We start from the raw sequence: 21322 nt of genomic DNA, 5'->3' as shown, positions 1-21322 counted from the left end.
TTATTTATCAGTAGTCAAAACGGTAGCTTGCGGGACGGATGTACCGAAACGGTTTCCGACCATGAAAGCCAGCAAACTTAGTAGTAACGAGGGCACGATAGGGTGGAAGCCCAGGTACTGAATATTCAGCGTCGCGAGTACGGCATACAGTACGCCGCCAACAATCATCGCACTTAGCGCGCCTTTGGCGTTGGCGCGTTCCCAGTAAAGACCCAGTACCAGCGGCCACAGGAAAACGGCTTCCAGCCCACCGAAGGCCAGCAAATTCAGCCAGATGATCATTTCTGGCGGCTTCCAGGCGGCAAGCAGCAGCAACGCACCGAGAACTAACGTAATTACCGCCGACATCCGCTTCAGACGCGTCTCGTTTTGCATTTGATCCGGACGGATATTCAGATAGAGATCTTTAATGATCGTAGCGGAACTTTGCAGCAACTGGGCATTGATCGTCGACATGATCGCAGCCATAGGTGCAGCCAGGAAGATCCCGGCAGCAAACGGTGGCAGCACTTTTACCATTAACGTCGGGATCACCAGATCCGGTACGGTGAGATCGGGGATCACCGCACGGCCTAACGCTCCGGCCAGGTGCATACCAAACATCAGGACTGCCACTACAATTGTCCCGATGATGATTCCCCGATGTACCGCTTTGCTGTCTTTATAAGAGATGCAGCGCACAGCGGTATGCGGCAGACCAATCACACCAAAGCACACCAGCACCCAGAACGATGTCATAAAGGCAGGCGACAGAATATCGTCAGCGCCTTGCGGAGTAACCAGTTGCGGATCGATGGTTTGCAACGTCTCTACTGCGTTGCTTAAGCCACCTGCGGCATGTACCACGCCAATAAGCAGCACAATGGTGCCAATCAGCATCACCAGCCCTTGCATGGTGTCGTTCAGCACGCTGGCGCGAAAGCCACCAAAGGCGGTATACAACGCAATGCTGATACCGAAAATCAGCAGCCCGGTTTCATAAGGGATACCCGCCGCAGTTTCCAGCAGACGCGCACCGCCGATAAACTGCACGGTCATCGCACCAACGAACGCAACCAGCAAACTTAAACTCGCCAGCCACACCAGCAGACGACTCTGGTAGCGGGCAAACAGCATATCGTTCAGCGTCACCGCATTGTAGCGGCGCGCAAGAATTGCGAACTTCTTGCCGAGAATACCGAGCGAAAGCCAGACTGCAGGAAGCTGAATCATCGCCAGCAATACCCAGCCCAGGCCGTATTTATAAGCAGCTCCAGGCCCGCCGATAAACGAACTGGCACTGATATAGGTCGCGGTGAGTGTCATCGCCAGCACAATACCGCCCATAGAACGGCTGCCGAGGAAATACTCATTGAGGAAGGTGCCGGTGTTCCGTTTACGCATTGCATAAACTGAAATCCCGAACACCACCACCAGATAGGCGACCAGCGGTAGAATCACTTCAAGCTGCATCGTCATCCTCCAGCGGGATATCGCGATAGATAAATTTCACCATCGCCCAGCACAGTCCAATAAACAGCAGCGGCGTCAGGATGCAAGCCATCTCAAACCAGCGTGGAAAGCCGGTAAAACCGGGGGTAACGCCAGGTAAGTAAGCGGATACTAACCATACCGCCAGATACAAAAGGGTCAGCCCCAGCGCCCAGCGCGCCTCTTTATGGGCCTGAACAAAACGAGTGTCCACGGAAGGGGTCCTCCTCATGGGGGGATACGAGAAACGGGCAATTCTACGGCAACTCTTCAGGCAGGGAAAATAATCTGACAGAAAATTGCCGTTCAGTGCTGCTGCAAAAAGTCTTCAATGTCAGCCAGTGAGGATATCCCTTCCATCGGACCTTGCCGCATTACGGCGAGCGCGCCGCTGGCATTTGCATATTGCAGTGCCTTATGTGCCGGGAAACCGGATAAGAAAAGAGTGATAAACGTTGCGCCAAAGCAGTCGCCTGCACCCGTTGGATCGATAATTTCGATATCGTGGCCTGTAACATGCTGGGCGTGTAATGTACCGTTTTTAAGCTTGTAATAGCTGGCCCCACGCTGGGCGCGTTTTATCGCCACATGTTTTACGCCGCCGTGGAGAAGATCGCTAACAATCTGTTCTTCTGAAAGATTTTTGTGACGCGCGAAGAAAGGGAGTTCGCTTTCGCTGGGGATAAAAATATCCGTATATTCAATCAAATAATCGAGAGCCTGCGCCATTTCGGGAATGCTCAGCATCTCTTTGCGAATATTGGGATCGAAAGAAACGGTGCCGCCAGCCGATTTGATCGTCGTTATTGCTTTACGCATGACATCGATCATGCGAAATGAGAACAACGATGAGCCCACAATATGCAGATGGTTACACTGTTTAAGCAGATCCTTATCAATGTGCTCGGCAGTAAACAAACCGCAGGCGCTGTTAGGGATATTAAAGACGAAATCCCGCTGCTGGGGATTTTGATAACTCACGAACGCCGTACCTGTGACGGCATTGTTCATAACGTGAATCCCATCGGTAATGACACCTTCATGACGGAGACGCTCTATAATGAGTCGGCCAAAATCATCATTACCAACACATCCGAAGAAGATGGCCCGATGGGACAGTTTTGCCACCTGAGCAGCAAAAATTGCTGGTGCACCGCTGGGAAATGGCCCGATAAACTCCCCAGGCTGAGTGAATTTTTGATGTGGGTTGCGGGACAAAAACTCGGCCAGCAATTCGCCCATAGCGCAGATAGTTATTGTCACAAAACCCCTCTCATTCCTGAAGCCTTTCGCGATTGGACCAGGTAAAGCACTCATTACTGGTATAAAGGATAACGAAATCAGCCGACTGCAATTGTTGCTGATATTGTTCGTTAATGCTGCGGCTGACGATCACATTTTCTGCCTGATGCAAATGCCCGATAGCAGCCGTTGATGGCGCAGGATCGGCGGCAACGATAACCGTCTTATTCTGGGCATTATCGAAACAGAGTTGCCAGGCAGCGGCAAGTCTTGGAACGTTGATATTTAAAGTACCATCAGCATCCAGGTGGCTGATTTCCAGAATGCTATGTGTAATGGTGAAATGCTGAAGTGCCTGTTCGAGAGGTTTTCCGGCCAGTGCGGTATCGGGGCGCAGCATTTCACTGCCAGCCAGTATTATTTCGCCATCAATAAACTGATTTGCCAGCAGCGCATGTTCGGGATCGTTGGTGATCAGACGCAGTTTTTTCACTTCGCTGAGCAAGGGAATGATCTTACGGCAGATTGTCCCATGTCCAAGAAATAGCGTGTCACGATCGCGAATTAACCGTGCGCAATGTCGTGCTATTTCCATTTGTTGTGCCAGAGACAACGGCGCGATCGGTTGTATCGCTTCTGGTTCAGAGGAGAGTGGTGTCGCAATAGCACCGCCAAATGATCGCTTTAAATATCCCTGTTGCTCCAGATAACTGAGATCGCCGCGGATCGTCACGCCAGAGACACCAAGTTGCGCAGATAAGTCATCAACTTTGATTTCACCCTGGGCGGCAACAATTTCTGCAATTTTTAATCTGCGTTTCAGTAGGTTAGACGATTTTCTCGGCACGTTAACACTCTTCATTGGCCTTTAATGCGTAACACTATAGCCCCTTGTATTTTTCTTTGAAAGTTATCCTTCAATAATATCGACAATTCGAAAAGAAAATCATGGGCCAAAAATCGCAACGAAAATAGATTAATGCATTGAAAAATAAATGAATTAATTCATATTTATGCAGAGGTGTTATTGGTTTCACTTGCAAAGTGAAAAACAAATTAAGTTATTTTTTGTAAGTTATTTTGATGATATTCGACATGCATCACGCTTTTTGCCGCTTTCGCTGTGTTAGTTTGCTTTCAAAATGAAAGTGAAGATTCTGTTTCTTCATTTTGTAAGGCGAACGACAAATAACAGGAGCAGCGATGTACATCATTTCAAGCAAAAACATGCTGAAAAAAGCCCAGTCAGAGGGATATGCCGTCCCTGCTTTCAACATTCATAACCTTGAAACTTTACAGGTAGTTGTTGAGAGCGCTGCACAACTTCGCTCTCCCGTTATGCTGGCGGGAACACCGGGTACTTATCGTTATGGCGGCGTGGGAAGTTTGATTTCGTTAGTACAATCGCTGGCTCGCGAGTACAACCTACCGTTAGTCCTGCATCTCGATCATCATGAAGAGTGTGATGACATTTTTAACAAGGTCCGCGCAGGGATCCGTTCTGTCATGATTGATGGTTCCCATTTGCCATTTGAAGACAACATTGCGCGAGTGCAAGAAGTTACCGCCTTTTGCCATCGCTTTGATGTTAGCGTTGAGGCCGAGCTAGGGCGTCTTGGCGGTCAGGAGGACGATCTGCTGGTGGATGAAAAAGATTCAGCTTATACCTCACCAGCCGCAGCTGCAGAGTTTGTTCAACGTACCCAAATTGACTCTCTGGCGGTAGCAATAGGCACTGCACATGGTTTATATGCGCATGAACCACGTCTGGATTTTGTGCGGCTGGAACAAATTCGCCAGCTGGTAGAAATTCCGCTGGTGTTGCATGGAGCTTCAGGCCTATCGGAACAGGACGTTCAGCTCTGTATTCGCCACGGTATTTGTAAAGTAAATGTCGCGACAGAATTGAAAATTGCGTTTGCCGATGCGTTAAAAGGATATTTCTACAACAATCCTGCGGCAAATGATCCTCGCCACTATATGCAGCCCGCAAAGGCCGCCATGAAAGAAGTCGTAACTCGTATTATTGGTGTCTGTGGTAGTGAAGGAAAAATTTAATACGTTGTACCCTACAAAAACAATGAGGATTGTTTATGAAAAATATTAAATTACTTGGTTCAGCTATGTTGGTGAGCCTGGCATTATTCTCGCAAAGTTCATTGGCAAAAGAGTATAAAATTGGTGCGTCATTATTAACACAGCAACATCCTTTCTATATTGATCTTGCGAATGCCATGAAAGAAGAGGCAAAAAAAGACAATGTCAATTTAAGTGTCTCTATTGCCAATCAGGATTTAAACAAACAACTTTCTGATGTTGAGGATTTTATTACTAAAAAAGTGGATGCCATTATTATCTCTCCGGTTGATTCGAAAGGCGTCCAGGCGGCGATAATTAAAGCCGATAAGGCCGGTATTCCCGTTATCACCGTTGACGTCGCTGCGGAAGGCGTTCCGGTCGTATCGCACGTTGCGACCGATAACTATGCGGGAGGCGTTGAAGCAGGCAAGTTAATGGGCAAACTTTTGAATGGTAAAGGTACTGTAGCCATTATTTCTTATCCGGCACTACAATCGGTGGTTGCGCGCGTTGATGGTTTTAAGAAAGGGTTAAGCGAGACACCGGATATTAAAATTGTTGCTGAACAGCCAGGTATAACGCGGGCTGAAGCGTTAACGACTGCGCAAAACATTATGCAGGCTAACGCCAACCTGAATGGTCTGTTTGGCTTTGGTGATGATGCGGCGTTGGCAGCGGTTATCGCAGCGAAATCTGCGCATAACGACAACATCAAAATCATTGGTTTTGACGGCATGAAAGAAGCGCGTGATGCCGTTGACAGTGAAAAAACGTTTGCGGCCGTGATTCGGCAATATCCCGATCAAATGGGGGCTAAAGCCATTGATGCCGCTGTTGATCACCTCAATGGTAAACCGGTAGAAAAAATGATCCCGGTACAACCCGGCGTTTATACAGGTAAATAATAAACATCTTCATTTCACAACAAAACGTTATCGACGTTTTGTTGTGACACCGAGGTCATTATGACGGATGTTATTCTTGATGTTTCGCATATTGCGAAGACATTTGGTCATGTTCAGGCATTAAAAGATATTACCCTCTCTTTACGTAAAGGGCGGGTGCATACTTTATTAGGCGAGAATGGTGCCGGTAAATCGACATTAATGAAAATACTCGCCGGTGTTTATCCGCCAACCCAGGGAACGATAACACTACGTGGTGAAACCATCACCATTAATAATCCGCAGCATTCTCGCCAGTTAGGGATTGCGATTATTTTTCAGGAACTGAGCCTGAGTAATAATATGACCGTGGCGGAAAATATTTATGCCAATAATGAACCGCGACGTTTTGGCATTATTAATGATAAAAAAATGCTCGCAGATTGCCAGAATCTCCTCGCGGAACTGGGCATCCCTCTGGATCCGCTGGAAATGGTCGGCAATATGTCGATGGCACATAGGCAACTGGTAGAAATTGCCAAAGCCTTAAGTTATGCAGCAGATGTCGTGATTATGGATGAACCGACATCTTCGCTAAGTGATAATGAAGCAGAGATTCTGTTTAACATTATTGAGAAATTAAAGCAGCGAGGTTGTGCGGTTATTTATATCTCTCATCGCATGGATGAAATTATGCGGATTTCAGATGATATTTCGGTGATCCGCGACGGTGAGTATATCGCCACGCATGAAAAGAAAAACAGTGATATCCAGCATTTGATTGCCCAAATGGTTGGTCGGGAAATGAAAAATATTTGGCCAGCACGTCTTGGGGAAAAGCCGGATGAAAATGTTCCTGCAAAACTGGAAGTAAAAAACCTTTCCCATCCTTCGCTTTTTAAAGAGGTCAGTTTCGCTGTGCGTCCGGGGGAAGTCCTCGGATTTTTTGGTCTGGTGGGGGCCGGGCGTTCCGATGTGATGAAGGCGCTATTTGGCCTCGTTTCGTATCACGGGACTGTGTTGATTGATGGTAAGGAAGTCAGGATCGCTAATCCCAAACAGGCTATTGATCATGGCATTGCTTTTGTGACCGAAAACCGCAAGGAAGAAGGGTTAGTTCTGATGCACGACGTCAATATGAACACGCACCATGTGGCGTTTCAATATAACGCTTCGCGGATGGGACTCATCAATCACCGACAAGAAGAGGCGAAGACGCTGCAATCTATTGCCAGAATGAACACTAAAGTGAGTTCTGTACATCAGGCAGTGGGAGCGCTGAGCGGCGGTAATCAACAGAAAATCGTGTTATCCAAGTGGCTGGAGAAAACTCCGCGTATTTTATTGCTCGATGAGCCAACGCGCGGAGTGGATGTCGGCGCAAAATTTGAAATCTATAACGTGATACGTCAACTGGCTGCGGCAGGGACAGCAATTATTCTGGTGTCCTCTGAACTGCCAGAAGTCATGGCACTTAGCGATCGTCTGGTGGTAATGCGTAATAAAACGATTGCCGATATTTATTCATGTGAAAATTTAACGCAGACACAGGTAATGACCGCTGCAACAGGAGTACGTTAAATGACAGAGAAAACTCTTGCCAGTCCGAAACCTTCGGAAATTCCCATTGCAAATAATTTTAAAAAAGTCTTCAGGCAATATGGCGGTATCCTCAGTGGAATGGTGGTGTTAATCATTCTGTTCAGTTTTATTAATGACAGTTTTTTTACCGCCAATAACATTACTAATATTATTCTTCAGGTTTCGATAATTGCAATTACCGCCTATGGAATGACTTACGTACTTTTGCTTGGCGATATTGATTTATCGGTTGGTTCAACCATTGCATTGATTGGCACATTTGCTGCGCTTGGGGCTTCATGGGGAATTCCATTTATTTTATTGGTCCCATTATCCATTATTGCAGCACTGGCTCTGGGGATGATAAATGGTGGCTTGACGGCCATAGCGGGGATCCCGTCGTTTATTGTCACCGTTGCTACAATGGGGATCTTCCGTGGTATCGCTTATATAGTGACCGATGGTATGCCCATCATGATTAAAGATGATGCCTTTCTGGCGCTGGGGAATGGAGAATTTCTCTATATACCTATTCCTATCTGGATATTAATCATCTTATTGCTGATTAACCACTTCATTCTTACTAAAACAACCTTTGGACGAAAAATTTATATCACTGGTGGTAATAAAGAAGCGGCAGTTTATTCAGGGATAAATGTCACCCGCTTGAAAATTAAAGTCTTTATGATTACAGCCGTGCTGGCAGGTATCAGCGGGATGATCCTCGCCTCACGCCTCTATTCCGGGCAACCGAATTCCGCGTTGAGCTACGAACTGGATGCTATTGCTGCGGCTGTACTGGGAGGCACCAGCCTGAACGGCGGCTATGGAACCGTGGTGGGGACGGTGATCGGCGCATTAACCATCGGCGTTATTAATAATGGCATGAACTTAATGAATGTTCCCTATTTTTACCAGATGGTGGTTAAAGGATTAGTCATTCTTGTAGCCGTTTATTTTGACGTAAGAAATAAAAGAAAACGCAGCTAATCATTTCAAGGAATTAATCATATGAGTAAGGTCTTCACAATTGGAGAAATTCTGGTTGAAATTATGGCGAGTAAAATCGGCCAGCCATTTGATCAACCAGGTATCTGGAACGGCCCTTATCCCAGTGGCGCGCCCGCTATTTTTATCGACCAGGTGACACGTCTTGGCGTTCCGTGCGGCATCATTAGCTGTGTGGGGAATGATGGCTTTGGTGATATTAATATACATCGTCTGGCTGCTGACGGTGTGGATATCAGGGGGATTTCAGTCTTACCTCTGGAAGCTACCGGGAGTGCCTTTGTTACTTATCATAACTCTGGCGATCGCGATTTTATTTTTAATATCAAGAATGCCGCTTGCGGTAAATTATCGGCGCAGCATGTTGATGAAAATATTCTGAAGGACTGTACCCATTTTCATATTATGGGTTCATCCCTGTTTTCATTCCATATGGTAGACGCAGTAAAGAAAGCGGTAACCATTGTAAAAGAGAATGGTGGCGTTATTTCTTTTGACCCTAATATTCGGAAAGAGATGCTCGATATTCCAGAAATGCGTGACGCCCTCCACTTTGTTCTTGAGTTAACAGATATCTATATGCCCAGCGAGGGAGAAGTGTTGCTCTTGTCGCCACACTCGACACCGGAGCGTGCAATCGCTGGTTTTCTTGAAGAAGGTGTTAAAGAGGTGATTGTGAAGCGCGGCAATCAAGGTGCCAGTTACTACTCCGCGAATGAGCAGTTTCATGTTGAGAGCTATCCGGTGGAAGAAGTTGACCCGACCGGTGCGGGAGACTGCTTTGGTGGCGCGTGGATTGCCTGCCGCCAGCTAGGGTTTGACGCCCATCGGGCATTACAATATGCCAACGCCTGCGGTGCACTGGCGGTAACCCGACGTGGCCCAATGGAGGGAACGTCTCGCCTTGCGGAAATCGAAGCGTTCATCCAGCGCCATGACATGTCCATTCGGGAAGCAGCACAATGAAAAACGAAATTTGGTCGTGGATTGGCGATCTCTCGCAGGTTGCCGGAATTAAACACTATGAGTTACGTAGTGGCAGAGCAAAGGGGACAGAAGCGTTTGATGTCCGTACTGGTGCGGGACTGGCATTTACGGTGGTAAAAGATCGAGCGCTGGATATTGCATGGGCCAGCTACAAGGACACTGCGCTCTCTTTTATCACCCCCAACGGCATTGTCGCCCCCGCTTTTTTTGAGTCTCAGGGCAACGGGTTTTTACGTAGCTTCTACGCGGGGTTACTGACTACCTGCGGACTTAGCTACATTGGCACGCCCTGTGAGGATAACGGAGAAACGCTGGGGTTACATGGGCGTTTGGCTGCGACTCCAGCAGAAGAGGTGGGGTATCGCACAGAACGGACCGACGACGGCATTGAATTTGTCATCAATGGCAAAGTACGGGAAACACGATTGTTCGGTGAAAATCTGACGCTGGAAAGGACCATTCGCTGCCGTTATGGCGAAAATGTGCTGCGCATTGAAGACAAGGTGACTAATCATGGTTTCACCCGCCAGCCGCTGCAAATTCTTTATCACTTTAATTACGGCTGGCCTTTATTATCGCCACAGGCAGAAATCTTGCTGTCGGCTAAAAGCGTAACGCCACGAACCCCGCATGCGGCGGAAGGGTTAACCAGTCATCTGGAGATTTGTACCCCACAGCCCGGTTTTGACGAGCAGGTTTACTATCTCACGTTGAATAGCGACAGTCAGGGGATGAGTAAAGTTGCGCTGGTGAACGCCGAACTGGGGTGGGGAATTTACGAGAAATTCGACACCATGCAGCTACCCAACTTTATCCAGTGGAAAAATTTAGGCGCGGGTGAATATGTTATGGGGCTGGAGGTCAGCAATAGTTTTCCTGACGGTCGTGATAAAGAACGAGCGCAGGGGCGTCTGCCCTTTATAGAGCCAGGGGAAACAAAGACATACTGCTTTGAGCTGGGAATTGTTGATGGCGATGCTGAAATTAGCGCGTTGAAAGCGGAAATTGCAAGCTACCGTTAGCTAACGGCAATAAAAACGCCGGGCAGCGTTAACAGGCCCGGCGTTGATTACGTTCTTTGCTAAGCGCGATGAAAACACCGCGCGTCACAAATTATTTTTCCTGAAGACCGAGTTTTTTCTCCAGATAGTGGATGTTAGTGCCACCATGCTGGAAGTTCTCGTCATTCATGATGCGGATCTGCAGATCAACGTTGGTTTTGATACCGTCGATGATCAGCTCCTGCAGCGCATTCTTCATGCGGGCAATCGCCACGTCACGGTTTTCACCGTAGCAAATCAGCTTACCGATCATTGAGTCATAGTACGGCGGTACGGTGTAGCCCGCGTAGATATGAGACTCCCAACGTACGCCAAAACCGCCAGGTGCGTGGAAACGGGTGATTTTGCCCGGACTTGGCAGGAAGGTGTTCGGATCTTCGGCGTTGATACGGCACTCTACCGCATGGCCGCGAACGTGAACTTCTTCTTGCTTGATCGACAGCGGTTGACCGGCAGCGATACGCAGCTGTTCTTTGATCAGGTCAACGCCGGTGATCATTTCAGTAACCGGGTGTTCTACCTGAATACGGGTGTTCATTTCGATGAAATAGAACTCGCCATTTTCGAACAGGAACTCGAAAGTACCTGCACCGCGATAGCCGATATCAACACATGCTTTAGCGCAACGTTCGCCGATGTAGCGACGCAGTTCCGGGGTAATGCCCGGTGCTGGTGCTTCTTCGACCACTTTCTGGTGGCGGCGCTGCATGGAGCAGTCACGTTCCGCCAGATAGATAGCGTTGCCCTGACCGTCAGCCAGTACCTGAATCTCGACGTGGCGAGGATTTTCCAGGTATTTCTCCATGTAAACCATATCGTTGCTGAAAGCAGCTTTCGCTTCCGCACGGGTCATGGAGATGGATTGTGCCAGTTCAGCGTCGCCGCGCACTACGCGCATACCGCGACCACCGCCGCCGCCGGAGGCTTTGATAATTACCGGATAACCAATGCGTTTAGCAATGGCGCGGTTTTTATCCATATCGTCGCCCAGCGGGCCGTCAGAACCCGGTACGCAAGGAACACCCGCTTTTTTCATCGCCGCGATTGCGGATACTTTGTCGCCCATCAGGCGAATGGTTTCTGCTTTCGGGCCGATGAAGATAAAGCCGGAGCGCTCAACCTGCTCGGCAAAGTTGGCGTTCTCGGAGAGGAAGCCGTAGCCCGGATGGATTGCTACTGCGCCGGTGATTTCAGCGGCGCTGATGATTGCCGGGATGTTCAGATAACTTTTTACTGACGGAGCAGGGCCGATACAGACCGTTTCATCTGCCAGTAATACGTGTTTTAGATCGCGATCCGCGCTGGAGTGCACAGCGACAGTCTTGATGCCCAGTTCTTTACAGGCACGAAGAATACGCAATGCAATCTCGCCGCGGTTGGCAATAACAATTTTATCCAGCATGTTCGCCTCGTTACTCGATGACGACCAGCGGCTCGTCAAATTCTACCGGTTGTCCACTTTCGACCAGAATTGCTTTCACAGTACCGGATTTGTCTGCTTCGATCTGGTTCATCATTTTCATGGCTTCAACGATGCACAGGGTATCGCCCACGTTGACTTTCTGACCCACTTCGATGAACGCTTTTGCGTCCGGGCTTGGGGTGCGGTAGAAAGTACCAACCATCGGGGAACGTACGATGTGACCACTGATTTCCGCTGCTGCTGGCGCTTCCATTGAAGGAACGGTCGCCGGAGCGGCTGCGTTAGATTGAGCTGGCTGCTGCATCATTGGTGCAGCGTAAGCTTGTTGCATCACAGGGAAACTTGCGGCAGGAGCTGCACGGCTAATGCGTACTGACTCTTCGCCTTCAGAAATTTCCAGTTCGGAGATGCCTGATTCTTCAACCAGCTCGATCAGTTTTTTAATCTTACGAATATCCATGAGTGGGTTCCGTACTCTTTGTTTAGTGTGATTGTGACAGGCGTTTCACCGCCGTCTGTAAAGCGTATGCCCCGACAGCTGTATGCATAGCGATAAATTCCAGCAGGCCGGGACGCCGGTCTATTTTGCCCCAGAGTGTCAATGTTAGACTTGACGGACATTGTGCAGCGATCTGCTGCTATCCTCCGGCAAAAAACAAAATATACCTTCGTTGCGCCAATGTCACCTTTTCCGCAGCGCAAAAACTGCGTCAGGGAGGACGAGGTCGCACATTATAACGATTTCGTAGCAATTGGCAGCTAAATACTGGTCTTATCAGGGAAGATAATCAACAGCTAACATGTAAATAACCTTCAACACCGTGTAATTTGCAACAAGCCACACAATTCACGAAATTAGCGCCATCATCGACGGAACTTCTTATAACGTAAGGTGAAAAGCTGTAAAGCCAGCCCTGCGAAGATGAGGGGCTGCAATGAGATAATCTTCACAGACCACAAATAATGTAGGGATGCCAGGATCGCGACAAGATAGACGACATTACGCAGCGGTTGCTGGGGATTACCCAATTTTCACTGCATCGTCTGGATAGATGTGAATGCTAAAGCACGCAAAATCAACCGACTGACAATGCTCAGCATTAAATACGTTCGAGTGGTTAATTTGTAGGCAAATAAAATCAGATTATTCACCCCATGGTACCAGAAATCAGTAACAGGTTAAGCGTAGCGTCGCCCAGGCAAAGCACCATAAACCTAACAGGCGACGGAGGCGTATCAATAATGGCTGTTTAGTGGAGTAACAGTGCGCATCAATTTATGGTCAGTCGAAATCATGACTTTCCAGTTTGGATGATGTTGTACAACTTCATGACCAAGATGTTCGACGAAAGCTGTCCGGCTAACCGCTTTTCCCGTTAACCGATTGAATAATGATTTCAAAATGAGTTCCCTCTCTTATTAATCCTTGCTAAATGGTTAGTTAACCTTCACCAGCGTGCGACCCTGGATCTGGTTATTAATGATGGCCTCGGCAAACTTCGGTGCATCTGCCAGAGATATCTCTTTTGCCGCCTGGGTATAGAATGATTCCGGTAAATCGGCGACCAGTCGCTGCCAGGCTTGTGCGCGGCGTGCTGGTGGCGTCATTACTGAATCCACCCCTTGCAAACGGACATTACGCAGAATAAATGGCATGACCGTGGTTGGCAGAGTAAAACCACCCGCCAGACCACAGGCCGCCACGCAGCCGCCGTAATTCATTTGCGCCAGCACTTTTGCCAGCACTTTGTCGCCAACGGTGTCAATTGCCCCAGCCCAGACTTGTTTTTCCAGAGGACGGGATTCGACAAACTCATCGCGAGGGAGAATACGGCTGGCACCTAAACTTTTCAGATATTCATGGGTACTTTCGCGACCGGAAACGGCAACGACCTGATAACCCAACTTATGCAGCAGCGCCACGGCGGTACTGCCGACGCCACCACTGGCACCCGTCACGACAATCTCCCCATCCTGCGGGCGAACACCGGCATCTTCCAGCGCCATCACACACAGCATGGCTGTAAACCCGGCAGTACCGATAATCATTGCTTTACGCGCGTCCAGCCCTTGCGGCATGGCAACCAGCCAGTCACCTTTCACTCGCGCCTGTTCCGCCAGCCCCCCCCAGTGGTTTTCACCAACGCCCCAGCCAGTGAGTAACACCTCCTGACCGGCATGAAAACGCGGATCTTCGCTGGTGCGTACAGTTCCGGCAAAATCGATCCCAGGAATCATCGGAAAATTACGGATGATTTTTCCCTTACCGGTAATCGCCAGCGCATCTTTGTAGTTCAGGCTCGACCAGTGAACATCAACCGTGACATCGCCCTCCGGCAGGCAACTTTCGTCCAGAGTCTTTACCGATGCGAGAGTTTTGCCGTCCTGCTGTTCTAAAAGTAACGCCTGCATAAGTGGTCCTCATGTGCATGATGGATTGGAAAATAATTTCTGAAGACTATACTCGCTAATGGAAAAGCAAAGCCGATGAAGCGCAATAAATTGCGAGATAAATCTGATTTGCTAGTATGCCCGCTTCCTCACTATCGGAGTTAACACAAGGATGAGATTAACGACGAAATTTTCGGCCTTTGTTACGCTGCTCACCGGGTTAACAATTTTTGTGACTTTGCTGGGCTGTTCGCTAAGTTTCTACAACGCCATTCAGTATAAGTTTAGTCATCGTGTTCAGGCGGTGGCGACGGCGATCGATACCCACCTAGTGTCGAATGACTTCAGCACATTAAGGCCACAAATTACCGAATTAATGATGTCGGCAGATATCGTTCGTGTAGACCTGCTCCATGGTGATAAGCAGGTTTATACCCTGGCCAGAAATGGTAGTTATCGTCCGGTTGGCACCAACGATCTATTTCGTGAACTGAGCGTTCCGTTGATAAAGCATCCGGGGATGTCGCTGCGTCTGGTTTATCAGGATCCGATGGGCAACTATTTCCATTCGTTGATGACCACCGCGCCGCTCACGGGGGCGATTGGCTTTATCATTCTTATGCTCTTCCTGGCGGTACGCTGGTTACAACGGCAACTTGCCGGGCAAGAATTGCTGGAAACCCGGGCTACTCGTATCTTAAACGGTGAGCGTGGCTCTAATGTGTTGGGAACCATCTATGAATGGCCGCCCAGAACCAGCAGTGCGCTGGATACGCTGCTTCGTGAAATTCAGAACGCACGCGAACAACACAGCCGTCTTGATACGCTGATCCGCTCTTATGCCGCCCAGGACATGAAAACCGGCCTCAATAACCGACTCTTTTTCGATAATCAGTTAGCAACGTTACTGGAAGATCAAGAGAAAGTAGGTACCCACGGGATCGTGATGATGATTCGTCTGCCGGATTTCAATATGTTGAGTGATACCTGGGGGCACAGCCAGGTTGAAGAACAGTTCTTCTCTCTGACGAATCTGCTGTCGACATTTATGATGCGCTACCCTGGCGCACTGCTGGCGCGTTACCACCGCAGTGATTTTGCTGCGCTGTTGCCGCACCGGACGTTAAAAGAGGCTGAGAGCATCGCCAGTCAGTTAATCAAAGCCGTCGATACCTTGCCGAACAATAAAATGCTCGATCGCGACGATATGATCCACATTGGTATCTGCGCCTGGCGTAGTGGTCAGGATACCGAGCAGGTAATGGAACATGCAGAGTCTGCCACGCGTAATGCGGGATTGCAGGGCGGCAATAGCTGGGCTATTTACGATGACTCGTTGCCTGAAAAAGGACGCGGTAATGTTCGCTGGCGTACGCTTATCGAGCAAATGCTGAGTCGCGGCGGCCCGCGCCTTTATCAAAAACCGGCGGTTACTCGCGAAGGTCAGGTTCATCATCGCGAACTCATGTGCCGCATCTTCGATGGTAATGAAGAGGTTAGCTCGGCGGAGTATATGCCGATGGTCTTGCAGTTTGGCTTATCGGAAGAGTATGACCGTCTGCAAATCAGCCGTCTTATTCCACTATTACGTTACTGGCCGGAGGAAAATCTGGCGATTCAGGTTACCGTTGAGTCGCTGATTCGCCCGCGTTTTCAGCGTTGGCTGCGCGATACGTTAATGCAATGTGAAAAATCACAACGAAAACGCATAATTATTGAACTTGCAGAGGCCGATGTAGGTCAACATATCAGTCGTTTACAACCTGTTATTCGTTTAGTGAATGCTTTAGGGGTACGGGTAGCCGTCAACCAGGCTGGTTTGACGCTGGTAAGCACCAGTTGGATCAAAGAACTTAATGTTGAGTTACTCAAGCTCCATCCGGGGCTGGTCAGAAACATTGAGAAGCGAACGGAGAATCAGCTGCTGGTTCAAAGCCTGGTGGAAGCCTGCTCCGGGACCAGCACCCAGGTTTACGCCACCGGCGTGCGTTCGCGAAGCGAGTGGCAGACCCTGATTCAGCGCGGTGTTACAGGTGGGCAAGGGGATTTTTTCGCGTCCTCACAGCCACTTGATACTAACGTGAAAAAATATTCACAAAGATACTCGGTTTAACCTGCCGTTTAATCCGTTTTCACGTAGAATAACGCGCGCTGCGTCTCATGGGAGTGTGCTTGTCTGCTCGCCAGATTGTTGCAGCACATATGCAGATGAATGACCTTACGCGGTTGCAAACAGGCGAGGAATGCTGCTGATGCATTAAGCCTTTCTGGACTCAGGCAGAGATTTGTAACAAAGGAAACGAACTGCACTAATTTTCACCGTAGCAGATGATTTTTGCGCCTTGTCGCTGCTGCGTGTGGTTGGTAAAGTAAGCGGATTTTCTTTTCCGCCCCAGCTTTCAGGATTATCCCTTAGTATGTTGAAAAAATTTCGTGGCATGTTTTCCAATGACTTGTCCATTGACCTGGGTACTGCGAATACCCTCATTTATGTAAAAGGACAAGGCATCGTATTGAATGAGCCTTCCGTGGTGGCCATTCGTCAGGATCGTGCCGGTTCACCGAAAAGCGTAGCTGCAGTAGGTCATGACGCGAAGCAGATGCTGGGCCGTACGCCGGGCAATATTGCTGCTATTCGCCCAATGAAAGACGGCGTTATCGCCGACTTCTTCGTGACTGAAAAAATGCTCCAGCACTTCATCAAACAAGTGCACAGCAACAGCTTTATGCGTCCAAGCCCGCGCGTTCTGGTTTGTGTGCCGGTTGGCGCAACCCAGGTTGAACGCCGCGCAATTCGTGAATCCGCGCAGGGCGCTGGTGCCCGTGAAGTCTTCCTGATTGAAGAACCGATGGCTGCCGCAATTGGTGCTGGCCTCCCGGTTTCTGAAGCGACCGGTTCTATGGTGGTTGATATCGGTGGTGGTACCACTGAAGTTGCTGTTATCTCCTTGAACGGCGTGGTTTACTCCTCTTCCGTGCGCATTGGTGGTGACCGTTTTGACGAAGCTATCATCAACTATGTGCGTCGTAATTACGGTTCTCTGATCGGTGAAGCCACCGCAGAACGTATCAAGCACGAAATCGGTTCGGCTTACCCGGGCGATGAAGTCCGTGAAATCGAAGTTCGTGGCCGTAACCTGGCAGAAGGTGTTCCACGCGGTTTTACCCTGAACTCCAACGAAATCCTCGAAGCACTGCAGGAACCGCTGACCGGTATTGTGAGCGCGGTAATGGTTGCACTGGAACAGTGCCCGCCGGAACTGGCTTCCGACATCTCCGAGCGCGGCATGGTGCTCACCGGTGGTGGCGCACTGCTGCGTAACCTTGACCGTTTGTTAATGGAAGAAACCGGCATTCCAGTCGTTGTTGCTGAAGACCCGCTGACCTGTGTGGCGCGCGGTGGCGGCAAAGCGCTGGAAATGATCGACATGCACGGCGGCGACCTGTTCAGCGAAGAGTAATCGGATGCAGGCAGGGGAAGCGTCTGTTTACCCTGCCTGGTCTGATACGAGAATACGCATAACTTATGAAGCCAATTTTTAGCCGTGGCCCGTCGCTACAGATTCGCCTTATTCTGGCGGTGCTGGTGGCGCTCGGCATTATTATTGCCGACAGCCGCCTGGGGACGTTCAGTCAAATCCGTACTTATATGGATACCGCCGTCAGCCCTTTCTACTTTGTTTCCAATGCTCCTCGTGAATTGCTGGATGGCGTATCGCAGACGCTGGCCTCGCGTGACCAACTAGAACTTGAAAACCGGGCGTTACGTCAGGAACTGTTGCTGAAAAACAGTGAACTGCTGATGCTTGGACAATACAAACAGGAGAACGCGCGTCTGCGCGAACTGCTGGGTTCCCCGCTGCGTCAGGATGAGCAGAAAATGGTGACTCAGGTTATCTCCACGGTTAACGATCCTTATAGCGATCAAGTTGTTATCGATAAAGGTAGCGTTAATGGCGTTTATGAAGGCCAGCCGGTCATCAGCGACAAAGGTGTTGTTGGTCAGGTGGTGGCCGTCGCTAAACTGACCAGTCGCGTGCTGCTGATTTGTGATGCGACCCACGCGCTGCCAATTCAGGTGCTGCGCAACGATATCCGCGTAATTGCAGCCGGTAACGGTTGTACGGATGATTTGCAGCTTGAGCATCTGCCAGCGAATACGGATATTCGTGTTGGTGATGTGCTGGTGACTTCCGGTCTGGGCGGTCGTTTCCCGGAAGGCTATCCGGTCGCGGTTGTCTCTTCCGTAAAACTCGATACCCAGCGCGCTTATACTGTGATTCAGGCGCGTCCGACTGCGGGACTGCAACGTTTGCGTTATCTGCTGCTGCTGTGGGGCGCGGATCGTAACGGCGCTAACCCGATGACGCCGGAAGAGGTGCATCGTGTTGCTAATGAACGTCTGATGCAGATGATGCCGCAGGTATTGCCTTCGCCAGACGCGATGGGGCCAAAGTTACCCGAACCGGCAACGGGGATCGCTCAGCCGACTCCGCAGCAACCGGCGACAGGAAATGCAGCTATTGCGCCTGCTGCGCCGACACCGCCTGCTGCTAATCGCTCTCCACAAAGGGCTACGCCGCCGCAAAGTGGTGCTCAACCGCCTGCGCGTGCGCCGGGAGGGCAATAGTGGCGAGCTATCGTAGCCAGGGACGCTGGGTAATCTGGCTCTCTTTCCTCATTGCGCTGTTGCTGCAAATCATGCCCTGGCCGGATAACCTGATTGTTTTCCGGCCAAACTGGGTGTTACTCATCTTGTTGTATTGGATCCTGGCCTTGCCTCATCGCGTAAATGTGGGCACAGGTTTTGTGATGGGTGCCATACTGGATCTGATCAGCGGCTCGACACTTGGCGTACGCGTATTGGCGATGAGCATCATTGCTTACCTGGTGGCGCTGAAATACCAGCTTTTCCGCAACCTCGCATTATGGCAGCAGGCGCTGGTCGTCATGTTGCTTTCGCTGGTGGTGGATATTATTGTTTTCTGGGCAGAGTTTTTAGTGATTAACGTCTCTTTCAGACCGGAAGTGTTCTGGAGTAGTGTAGTCAATGGAGTGCTCTGGCCGTGGATTTTCTTGCTGATGCGTAAAGTCCGTCAGCAGTTTGCAGTGCAATAAAGGTTTCTATGACTTCTCTGTATTTAGCTTCCGGTTCTCCGCGTCGTCAGGAGTTACTTGCGCAACTTGGCGTAACCTTTGAATGTATTGTTACGGGCATTGAGGAGCAGCGTCAGCCGCAGGAGAGCGCGCAGCAATATGTTGTGCGTCTGGCGCGCGAGAAAGCACAGGCGGGTGTCGCGCAAACGGCGCAGGATCTCCCGGTGCTGGGTGCGGATACTATCGTTATCCTGAATGGAGAAGTGCTGGAGAAACCGCGCGACGCAGAGCATGCGGTGCAGATGTTGCGCAAATTATCGGGTCAGACCCATCAGGTAATGACGGCAGTGGCGTTGGCCGACAGCCAGCACATTCTCGATTGCCTGGTGGTCACCGATGTGACTTTCAGAACGTTAACAGACGAAGACATCGCGGGCTATGTCGCCAGCGGTGAACCGTTAGATAAAGCAGGTGCATACGGTATTCAGGGGCTGGGTGGCTGTTTTGTCAGGAAGATAAATGGCAGCTATCACGCCGTAGTCGGCTTACCGCTGGTTGAAACGTATGAATTATTAAGTAATTTTAACGCACTGCGTGAGAAAAGGGATAAACATGACGGCTGAATTGTTAGTAAACGTAACGCCTTCGGAAACGCGAGTGGCGTATATTGATGGCGGTATTCTGCAGGAAATTCATATTGAACGTGAGGCGCGACGCGGAATAGTAGGCAATATCTACAAGGGTCGTGTAAGTCGTGTACTTCCGGGTATGCAGGCGGCTTTTGTAGATATTGGGCTGGATAAAGCCGCGTTTCTTCATGCATCCGACATCATGCCGCACACCGAATGTGTGGCGGGTGAAGAACAAAAGCAATTCACGGTGCGCGACATCTCGGAGCTGGTCCGTCAGGGGCAAGATCTGATGGTGCAGGTGGTGAAAGATCCGCTTGGCACTAAGGGTGCGCGCCTGACCACCGATATCACGCTGCCTTCTCGCTATCTGGTGTTTATGCCAGGGGCTTCTCACGTTGGGGTATCCCAACGTATTGAAAGCGAATCAGAACGTGAACGCCTGAAAAAAGTGGTCGCAGAGTATTGTGACGAGCAGGGCGGGTTTATCATCCGTACTGCAGCGGAAGGGGTTGGCGAGGCTGAACTGGCCTCCGATGCCGCTTATCTGAAACGCGTCTGGACCAAAGTTATGGAGCGTAAAAAGCGCCCACAGACCCGTTATCAGCTGTACGGCGAACTGGCGCTGGCGCAGCGTGTTCTGCGTGATTTCGCTGACGCCGAACTCGACCGCATTCGCGTTGACTCACGCCTGACTTACGAAGCATTGCTGGAGTTTACCTCGGAGTACATTCCCGAAATGACCAGCAAGCTGGAGCATTACACCGGACGCCAGCCGATTTTCGATCTCTTTGATGTCGAAAACGAAATTCAGCGAGCGCTGGAACGCAAAGTAGAACTGAAATCCGGTGGCTATCTGATTATCGACCAGACCGAGGCGATGACCACCGTGGACATCAATACCGGGGCGTTTGTCGGTCATCGCAATCTGGACGACACCATTTTCAATACCAATATTGAAGCGACGCAGGCTATCGCTCGCCAGTTACGGTTGCGCAATCTGGGCGGGATTATCATTATTGATTTCATCGACATGAATAATGAAGATCACCGTCGCCGCGTGTTGCATTCGCTGGAGCAGGCGTTGAGCAAAGACCGGGTGAAAACCAGCGTTAATGGTTTTTCGGCGCTGGGGCTGGTGGAGATGACGCGTAAACGCACCCGCGAAAGCATTGAGCACGTACTGTGTAACGAATGCCCAACCTGCCACGGTCGCGGAACGGTGAAAACCGTGGAAACGGTATGCTATGAAATCATGCGCGAGATTGTTCGTGTCCACCATGCTTATGATTCCGACCGTTTCCTGGTCTATGCTTCTCCGGCAGTAGCCGAAGCCTTGAAAGGCGAAGAGTCACACTCGCTGGCGGAAGTGGAAATTTTCGTTGGCAAACAGGTTAAAGTACAAATTGAACCGCTCTATAACCAGGAGCAGTTTGACGTCGTAATGATGTAAACAGATGCTGGGCCGCC

General features: G+C 49.8%; 19 protein-coding genes. 12 read left to right on the top strand and 7 right to left on the bottom strand.

Going from position 1 to position 21322, the window contains the following annotated elements:
• The 4 genes from panF to ACJHYW_RS06065 form a co-directional block, all read right to left on the bottom strand.
• Positions 1-1452, bottom strand: a complete 1452-nt coding sequence (gene panF / locus ACJHYW_RS06080; RefSeq protein WP_001175692.1) for a sodium/pantothenate symporter — start codon at positions 1450-1452, stop codon at positions 1-3.
• Complete coding sequence (locus tag ACJHYW_RS06075) at positions 1442-1684, bottom strand: YhdT family protein (RefSeq protein ID WP_001361189.1); 243 nt, start codon at positions 1682-1684, stop codon at positions 1442-1444. Before ACJHYW_RS06075 ends, panF begins: the two co-directional genes overlap by 11 nt.
• Before the next feature lie 92 nt (positions 1685-1776).
• Positions 1777-2712, bottom strand: a complete 936-nt coding sequence (locus ACJHYW_RS06070; protein WP_001446002.1) for a sugar kinase — start codon at positions 2710-2712, stop codon at positions 1777-1779.
• Positions 2713-2743: 31 nt separating this feature from the next.
• Positions 2744-3574, bottom strand: a complete 831-nt coding sequence (locus ACJHYW_RS06065) for a DeoR/GlpR family DNA-binding transcription regulator (protein ID WP_000843961.1) — start codon at positions 3572-3574, stop codon at positions 2744-2746.
• 341 nt (positions 3575-3915) lie between these two features.
• Between ACJHYW_RS06065 and ACJHYW_RS06060 the strand changes: the two genes are divergently transcribed.
• The 6 genes from ACJHYW_RS06060 to ACJHYW_RS06035 are packed head-to-tail and all read left to right on the top strand — an operon-like array spanning position 3916 to position 10273.
• Positions 3916-4770 carry a tagatose bisphosphate family class II aldolase gene (locus ACJHYW_RS06060; protein WP_000275531.1) on the top strand — a complete coding sequence of 285 codons (855 nt, stop codon included), beginning with the start codon at positions 3916-3918 and terminating at the stop codon, positions 4768-4770.
• 35 nt (positions 4771-4805) lie between these two features.
• Complete coding sequence (locus ACJHYW_RS06055; RefSeq protein WP_001361192.1) at positions 4806-5696, top strand: substrate-binding domain-containing protein; 891 nt, start codon at positions 4806-4808, stop codon at positions 5694-5696.
• Between the two features lie 60 nt (positions 5697-5756).
• Positions 5757-7256: a sugar ABC transporter ATP-binding protein gene (locus ACJHYW_RS06050; RefSeq protein ID WP_000132912.1), complete on the top strand. Its 1500-nt coding sequence runs from the start codon at positions 5757-5759 to the stop codon at positions 7254-7256.
• The gene (locus ACJHYW_RS06045) at positions 7257-8246 is read left to right on the top strand and encodes an ABC transporter permease (RefSeq protein ID WP_000137049.1); all 990 of its coding nucleotides are present in this window, start codon (positions 7257-7259) and stop codon (positions 8244-8246) included. It abuts the gene before it with no gap.
• A 21-nt stretch (positions 8247-8267) separates the two neighbouring features.
• On the top strand, positions 8268-9230 hold the full coding sequence (locus tag ACJHYW_RS06040) for a sugar kinase (RefSeq protein WP_000048617.1): 963 nt from the start codon (positions 8268-8270) through the stop codon (positions 9228-9230).
• Positions 9227-10273 (top strand): aldose 1-epimerase family protein, encoded by a 1047-nt coding sequence (locus ACJHYW_RS06035; RefSeq protein ID WP_000787055.1) that lies wholly within the window; start codon positions 9227-9229, stop codon positions 10271-10273. The genes ACJHYW_RS06040 and ACJHYW_RS06035 overlap by 4 nt, the downstream gene beginning before the upstream one ends.
• Before the next feature lie 91 nt (positions 10274-10364).
• Here the strand turns inward: ACJHYW_RS06035 and accC are convergent, their stop codons facing one another.
• The 3 genes from accC to ACJHYW_RS06020 all read right to left on the bottom strand — a co-directional run bounded on the left by accC (position 10365) and on the right by ACJHYW_RS06020 (position 14147).
• Positions 10365-11714 carry an acetyl-CoA carboxylase biotin carboxylase subunit gene (gene accC / locus ACJHYW_RS06030; RefSeq protein ID WP_000884639.1) on the bottom strand — a complete coding sequence of 450 codons (1350 nt, stop codon included), beginning with the start codon at positions 11712-11714 and terminating at the stop codon, positions 10365-10367.
• 10 nt (positions 11715-11724) lie between these two features.
• Positions 11725-12195, bottom strand: coding sequence for an acetyl-CoA carboxylase biotin carboxyl carrier protein (gene accB, locus ACJHYW_RS06025; protein WP_000354622.1), 471 nt, complete (start codon positions 12193-12195; stop codon positions 11725-11727).
• Positions 12196-13172: 977 nt separating this feature from the next.
• Positions 13173-14147 carry an MDR family oxidoreductase gene (locus ACJHYW_RS06020; protein WP_001148442.1) on the bottom strand — a complete coding sequence of 325 codons (975 nt, stop codon included), beginning with the start codon at positions 14145-14147 and terminating at the stop codon, positions 13173-13175.
• Positions 14148-14298: 151 nt separating this feature from the next.
• Here ACJHYW_RS06020 and csrD point away from each other — a divergent pair, with 151 nt between their 5' ends.
• From csrD to rng, 6 genes are all read left to right on the top strand, one after another.
• Complete coding sequence (gene csrD / locus ACJHYW_RS06015) at positions 14299-16239, top strand: RNase E specificity factor CsrD (protein ID WP_001241450.1); 1941 nt, start codon at positions 14299-14301, stop codon at positions 16237-16239.
• A gap of 304 nt (positions 16240-16543) precedes the next feature.
• Positions 16544-17587, top strand: a complete 1044-nt coding sequence (gene mreB / locus ACJHYW_RS06010; RefSeq protein WP_000913396.1) for a rod shape-determining protein MreB — start codon at positions 16544-16546, stop codon at positions 17585-17587.
• 65 nt (positions 17588-17652) lie between these two features.
• On the top strand, positions 17653-18756 hold the full coding sequence (mreC, locus tag ACJHYW_RS06005) for a rod shape-determining protein MreC (protein ID WP_000802508.1): 1104 nt from the start codon (positions 17653-17655) through the stop codon (positions 18754-18756).
• A complete protein-coding gene (gene mreD, locus ACJHYW_RS06000; protein ID WP_000179409.1) occupies positions 18756-19244 on the top strand; it encodes a rod shape-determining protein MreD in 489 nt (162 codons plus the stop codon). Before mreC ends, mreD begins: the two co-directional genes overlap by 1 nt.
• 8 nt (positions 19245-19252) lie before the next feature.
• Positions 19253-19846: a nucleoside triphosphate pyrophosphatase YhdE gene (gene yhdE / locus ACJHYW_RS05995; protein WP_000203081.1), complete on the top strand. Its 594-nt coding sequence runs from the start codon at positions 19253-19255 to the stop codon at positions 19844-19846.
• Positions 19836-21305 (top strand): ribonuclease G, encoded by a 1470-nt coding sequence (gene rng, locus ACJHYW_RS05990; RefSeq protein ID WP_000123197.1) that lies wholly within the window; start codon positions 19836-19838, stop codon positions 21303-21305. Before yhdE ends, rng begins: the two co-directional genes overlap by 11 nt.
• Positions 21306-21322 lie beyond the last annotated feature (17 nt).

Origin of the sequence: Escherichia sp. WS3063, assembly GCF_046486595.1 — a bacterium.
GTDB classification, from domain to species: domain Bacteria; phylum Pseudomonadota; class Gammaproteobacteria; order Enterobacterales; family Enterobacteriaceae; genus Escherichia; species Escherichia coli.
The sequence above is the reverse complement of the archived record's forward strand: the minus strand, read 5'-3'. Positions and strand labels throughout refer to the sequence as shown.

Bases quoted from the DNA above. Each gene is read 5' to 3' on its own strand.
- panF (WP_001175692.1), bottom strand. From the start codon at position 1,452: ATGCAGCTTGAAGTGATTCTACCGCTGGTCGCCTATCTGGTGGTGGTG.
- ACJHYW_RS06070 (WP_001446002.1), bottom strand. From the start codon at position 2,712: ATGGGCGAATTGCTGGCCGAGTTTTTGTCCCGCAACCCACATCAAAAA.
- ACJHYW_RS06065 (WP_000843961.1), bottom strand. From the start codon at position 3,574: ATGAAGAGTGTTAACGTGCCGAGAAAATCGTCTAACCTACTGAAACGC.
- ACJHYW_RS06060 (WP_000275531.1), top strand. From the start codon at position 3,916: ATGTACATCATTTCAAGCAAAAACATGCTGAAAAAAGCCCAGTCAGAG.
- ACJHYW_RS06055 (WP_001361192.1), top strand. From the start codon at position 4,806: ATGAAAAATATTAAATTACTTGGTTCAGCTATGTTGGTGAGCCTGGCA.
- ACJHYW_RS06050 (WP_000132912.1), top strand. From the start codon at position 5,757: ATGACGGATGTTATTCTTGATGTTTCGCATATTGCGAAGACATTTGGT.
- ACJHYW_RS06045 (WP_000137049.1), top strand. From the start codon at position 7,257: ATGACAGAGAAAACTCTTGCCAGTCCGAAACCTTCGGAAATTCCCATT.
- ACJHYW_RS06040 (WP_000048617.1), top strand. From the start codon at position 8,268: ATGAGTAAGGTCTTCACAATTGGAGAAATTCTGGTTGAAATTATGGCG.
- ACJHYW_RS06035 (WP_000787055.1), top strand. From the start codon at position 9,227: ATGAAAAACGAAATTTGGTCGTGGATTGGCGATCTCTCGCAGGTTGCC.
- accC (WP_000884639.1), bottom strand. From the start codon at position 11,714: ATGCTGGATAAAATTGTTATTGCCAACCGCGGCGAGATTGCATTGCGT.
- accB (WP_000354622.1), bottom strand. From the start codon at position 12,195: ATGGATATTCGTAAGATTAAAAAACTGATCGAGCTGGTTGAAGAATCA.
- ACJHYW_RS06020 (WP_001148442.1), bottom strand. From the start codon at position 14,147: ATGCAGGCGTTACTTTTAGAACAGCAGGACGGCAAAACTCTCGCATCG.
- csrD (WP_001241450.1), top strand. From the start codon at position 14,299: ATGAGATTAACGACGAAATTTTCGGCCTTTGTTACGCTGCTCACCGGG.
- mreB (WP_000913396.1), top strand. From the start codon at position 16,544: ATGTTGAAAAAATTTCGTGGCATGTTTTCCAATGACTTGTCCATTGAC.
- mreC (WP_000802508.1), top strand. From the start codon at position 17,653: ATGAAGCCAATTTTTAGCCGTGGCCCGTCGCTACAGATTCGCCTTATT.
- yhdE (WP_000203081.1), top strand. From the start codon at position 19,253: ATGACTTCTCTGTATTTAGCTTCCGGTTCTCCGCGTCGTCAGGAGTTA.
- rng (WP_000123197.1), top strand. From the start codon at position 19,836: ATGACGGCTGAATTGTTAGTAAACGTAACGCCTTCGGAAACGCGAGTG.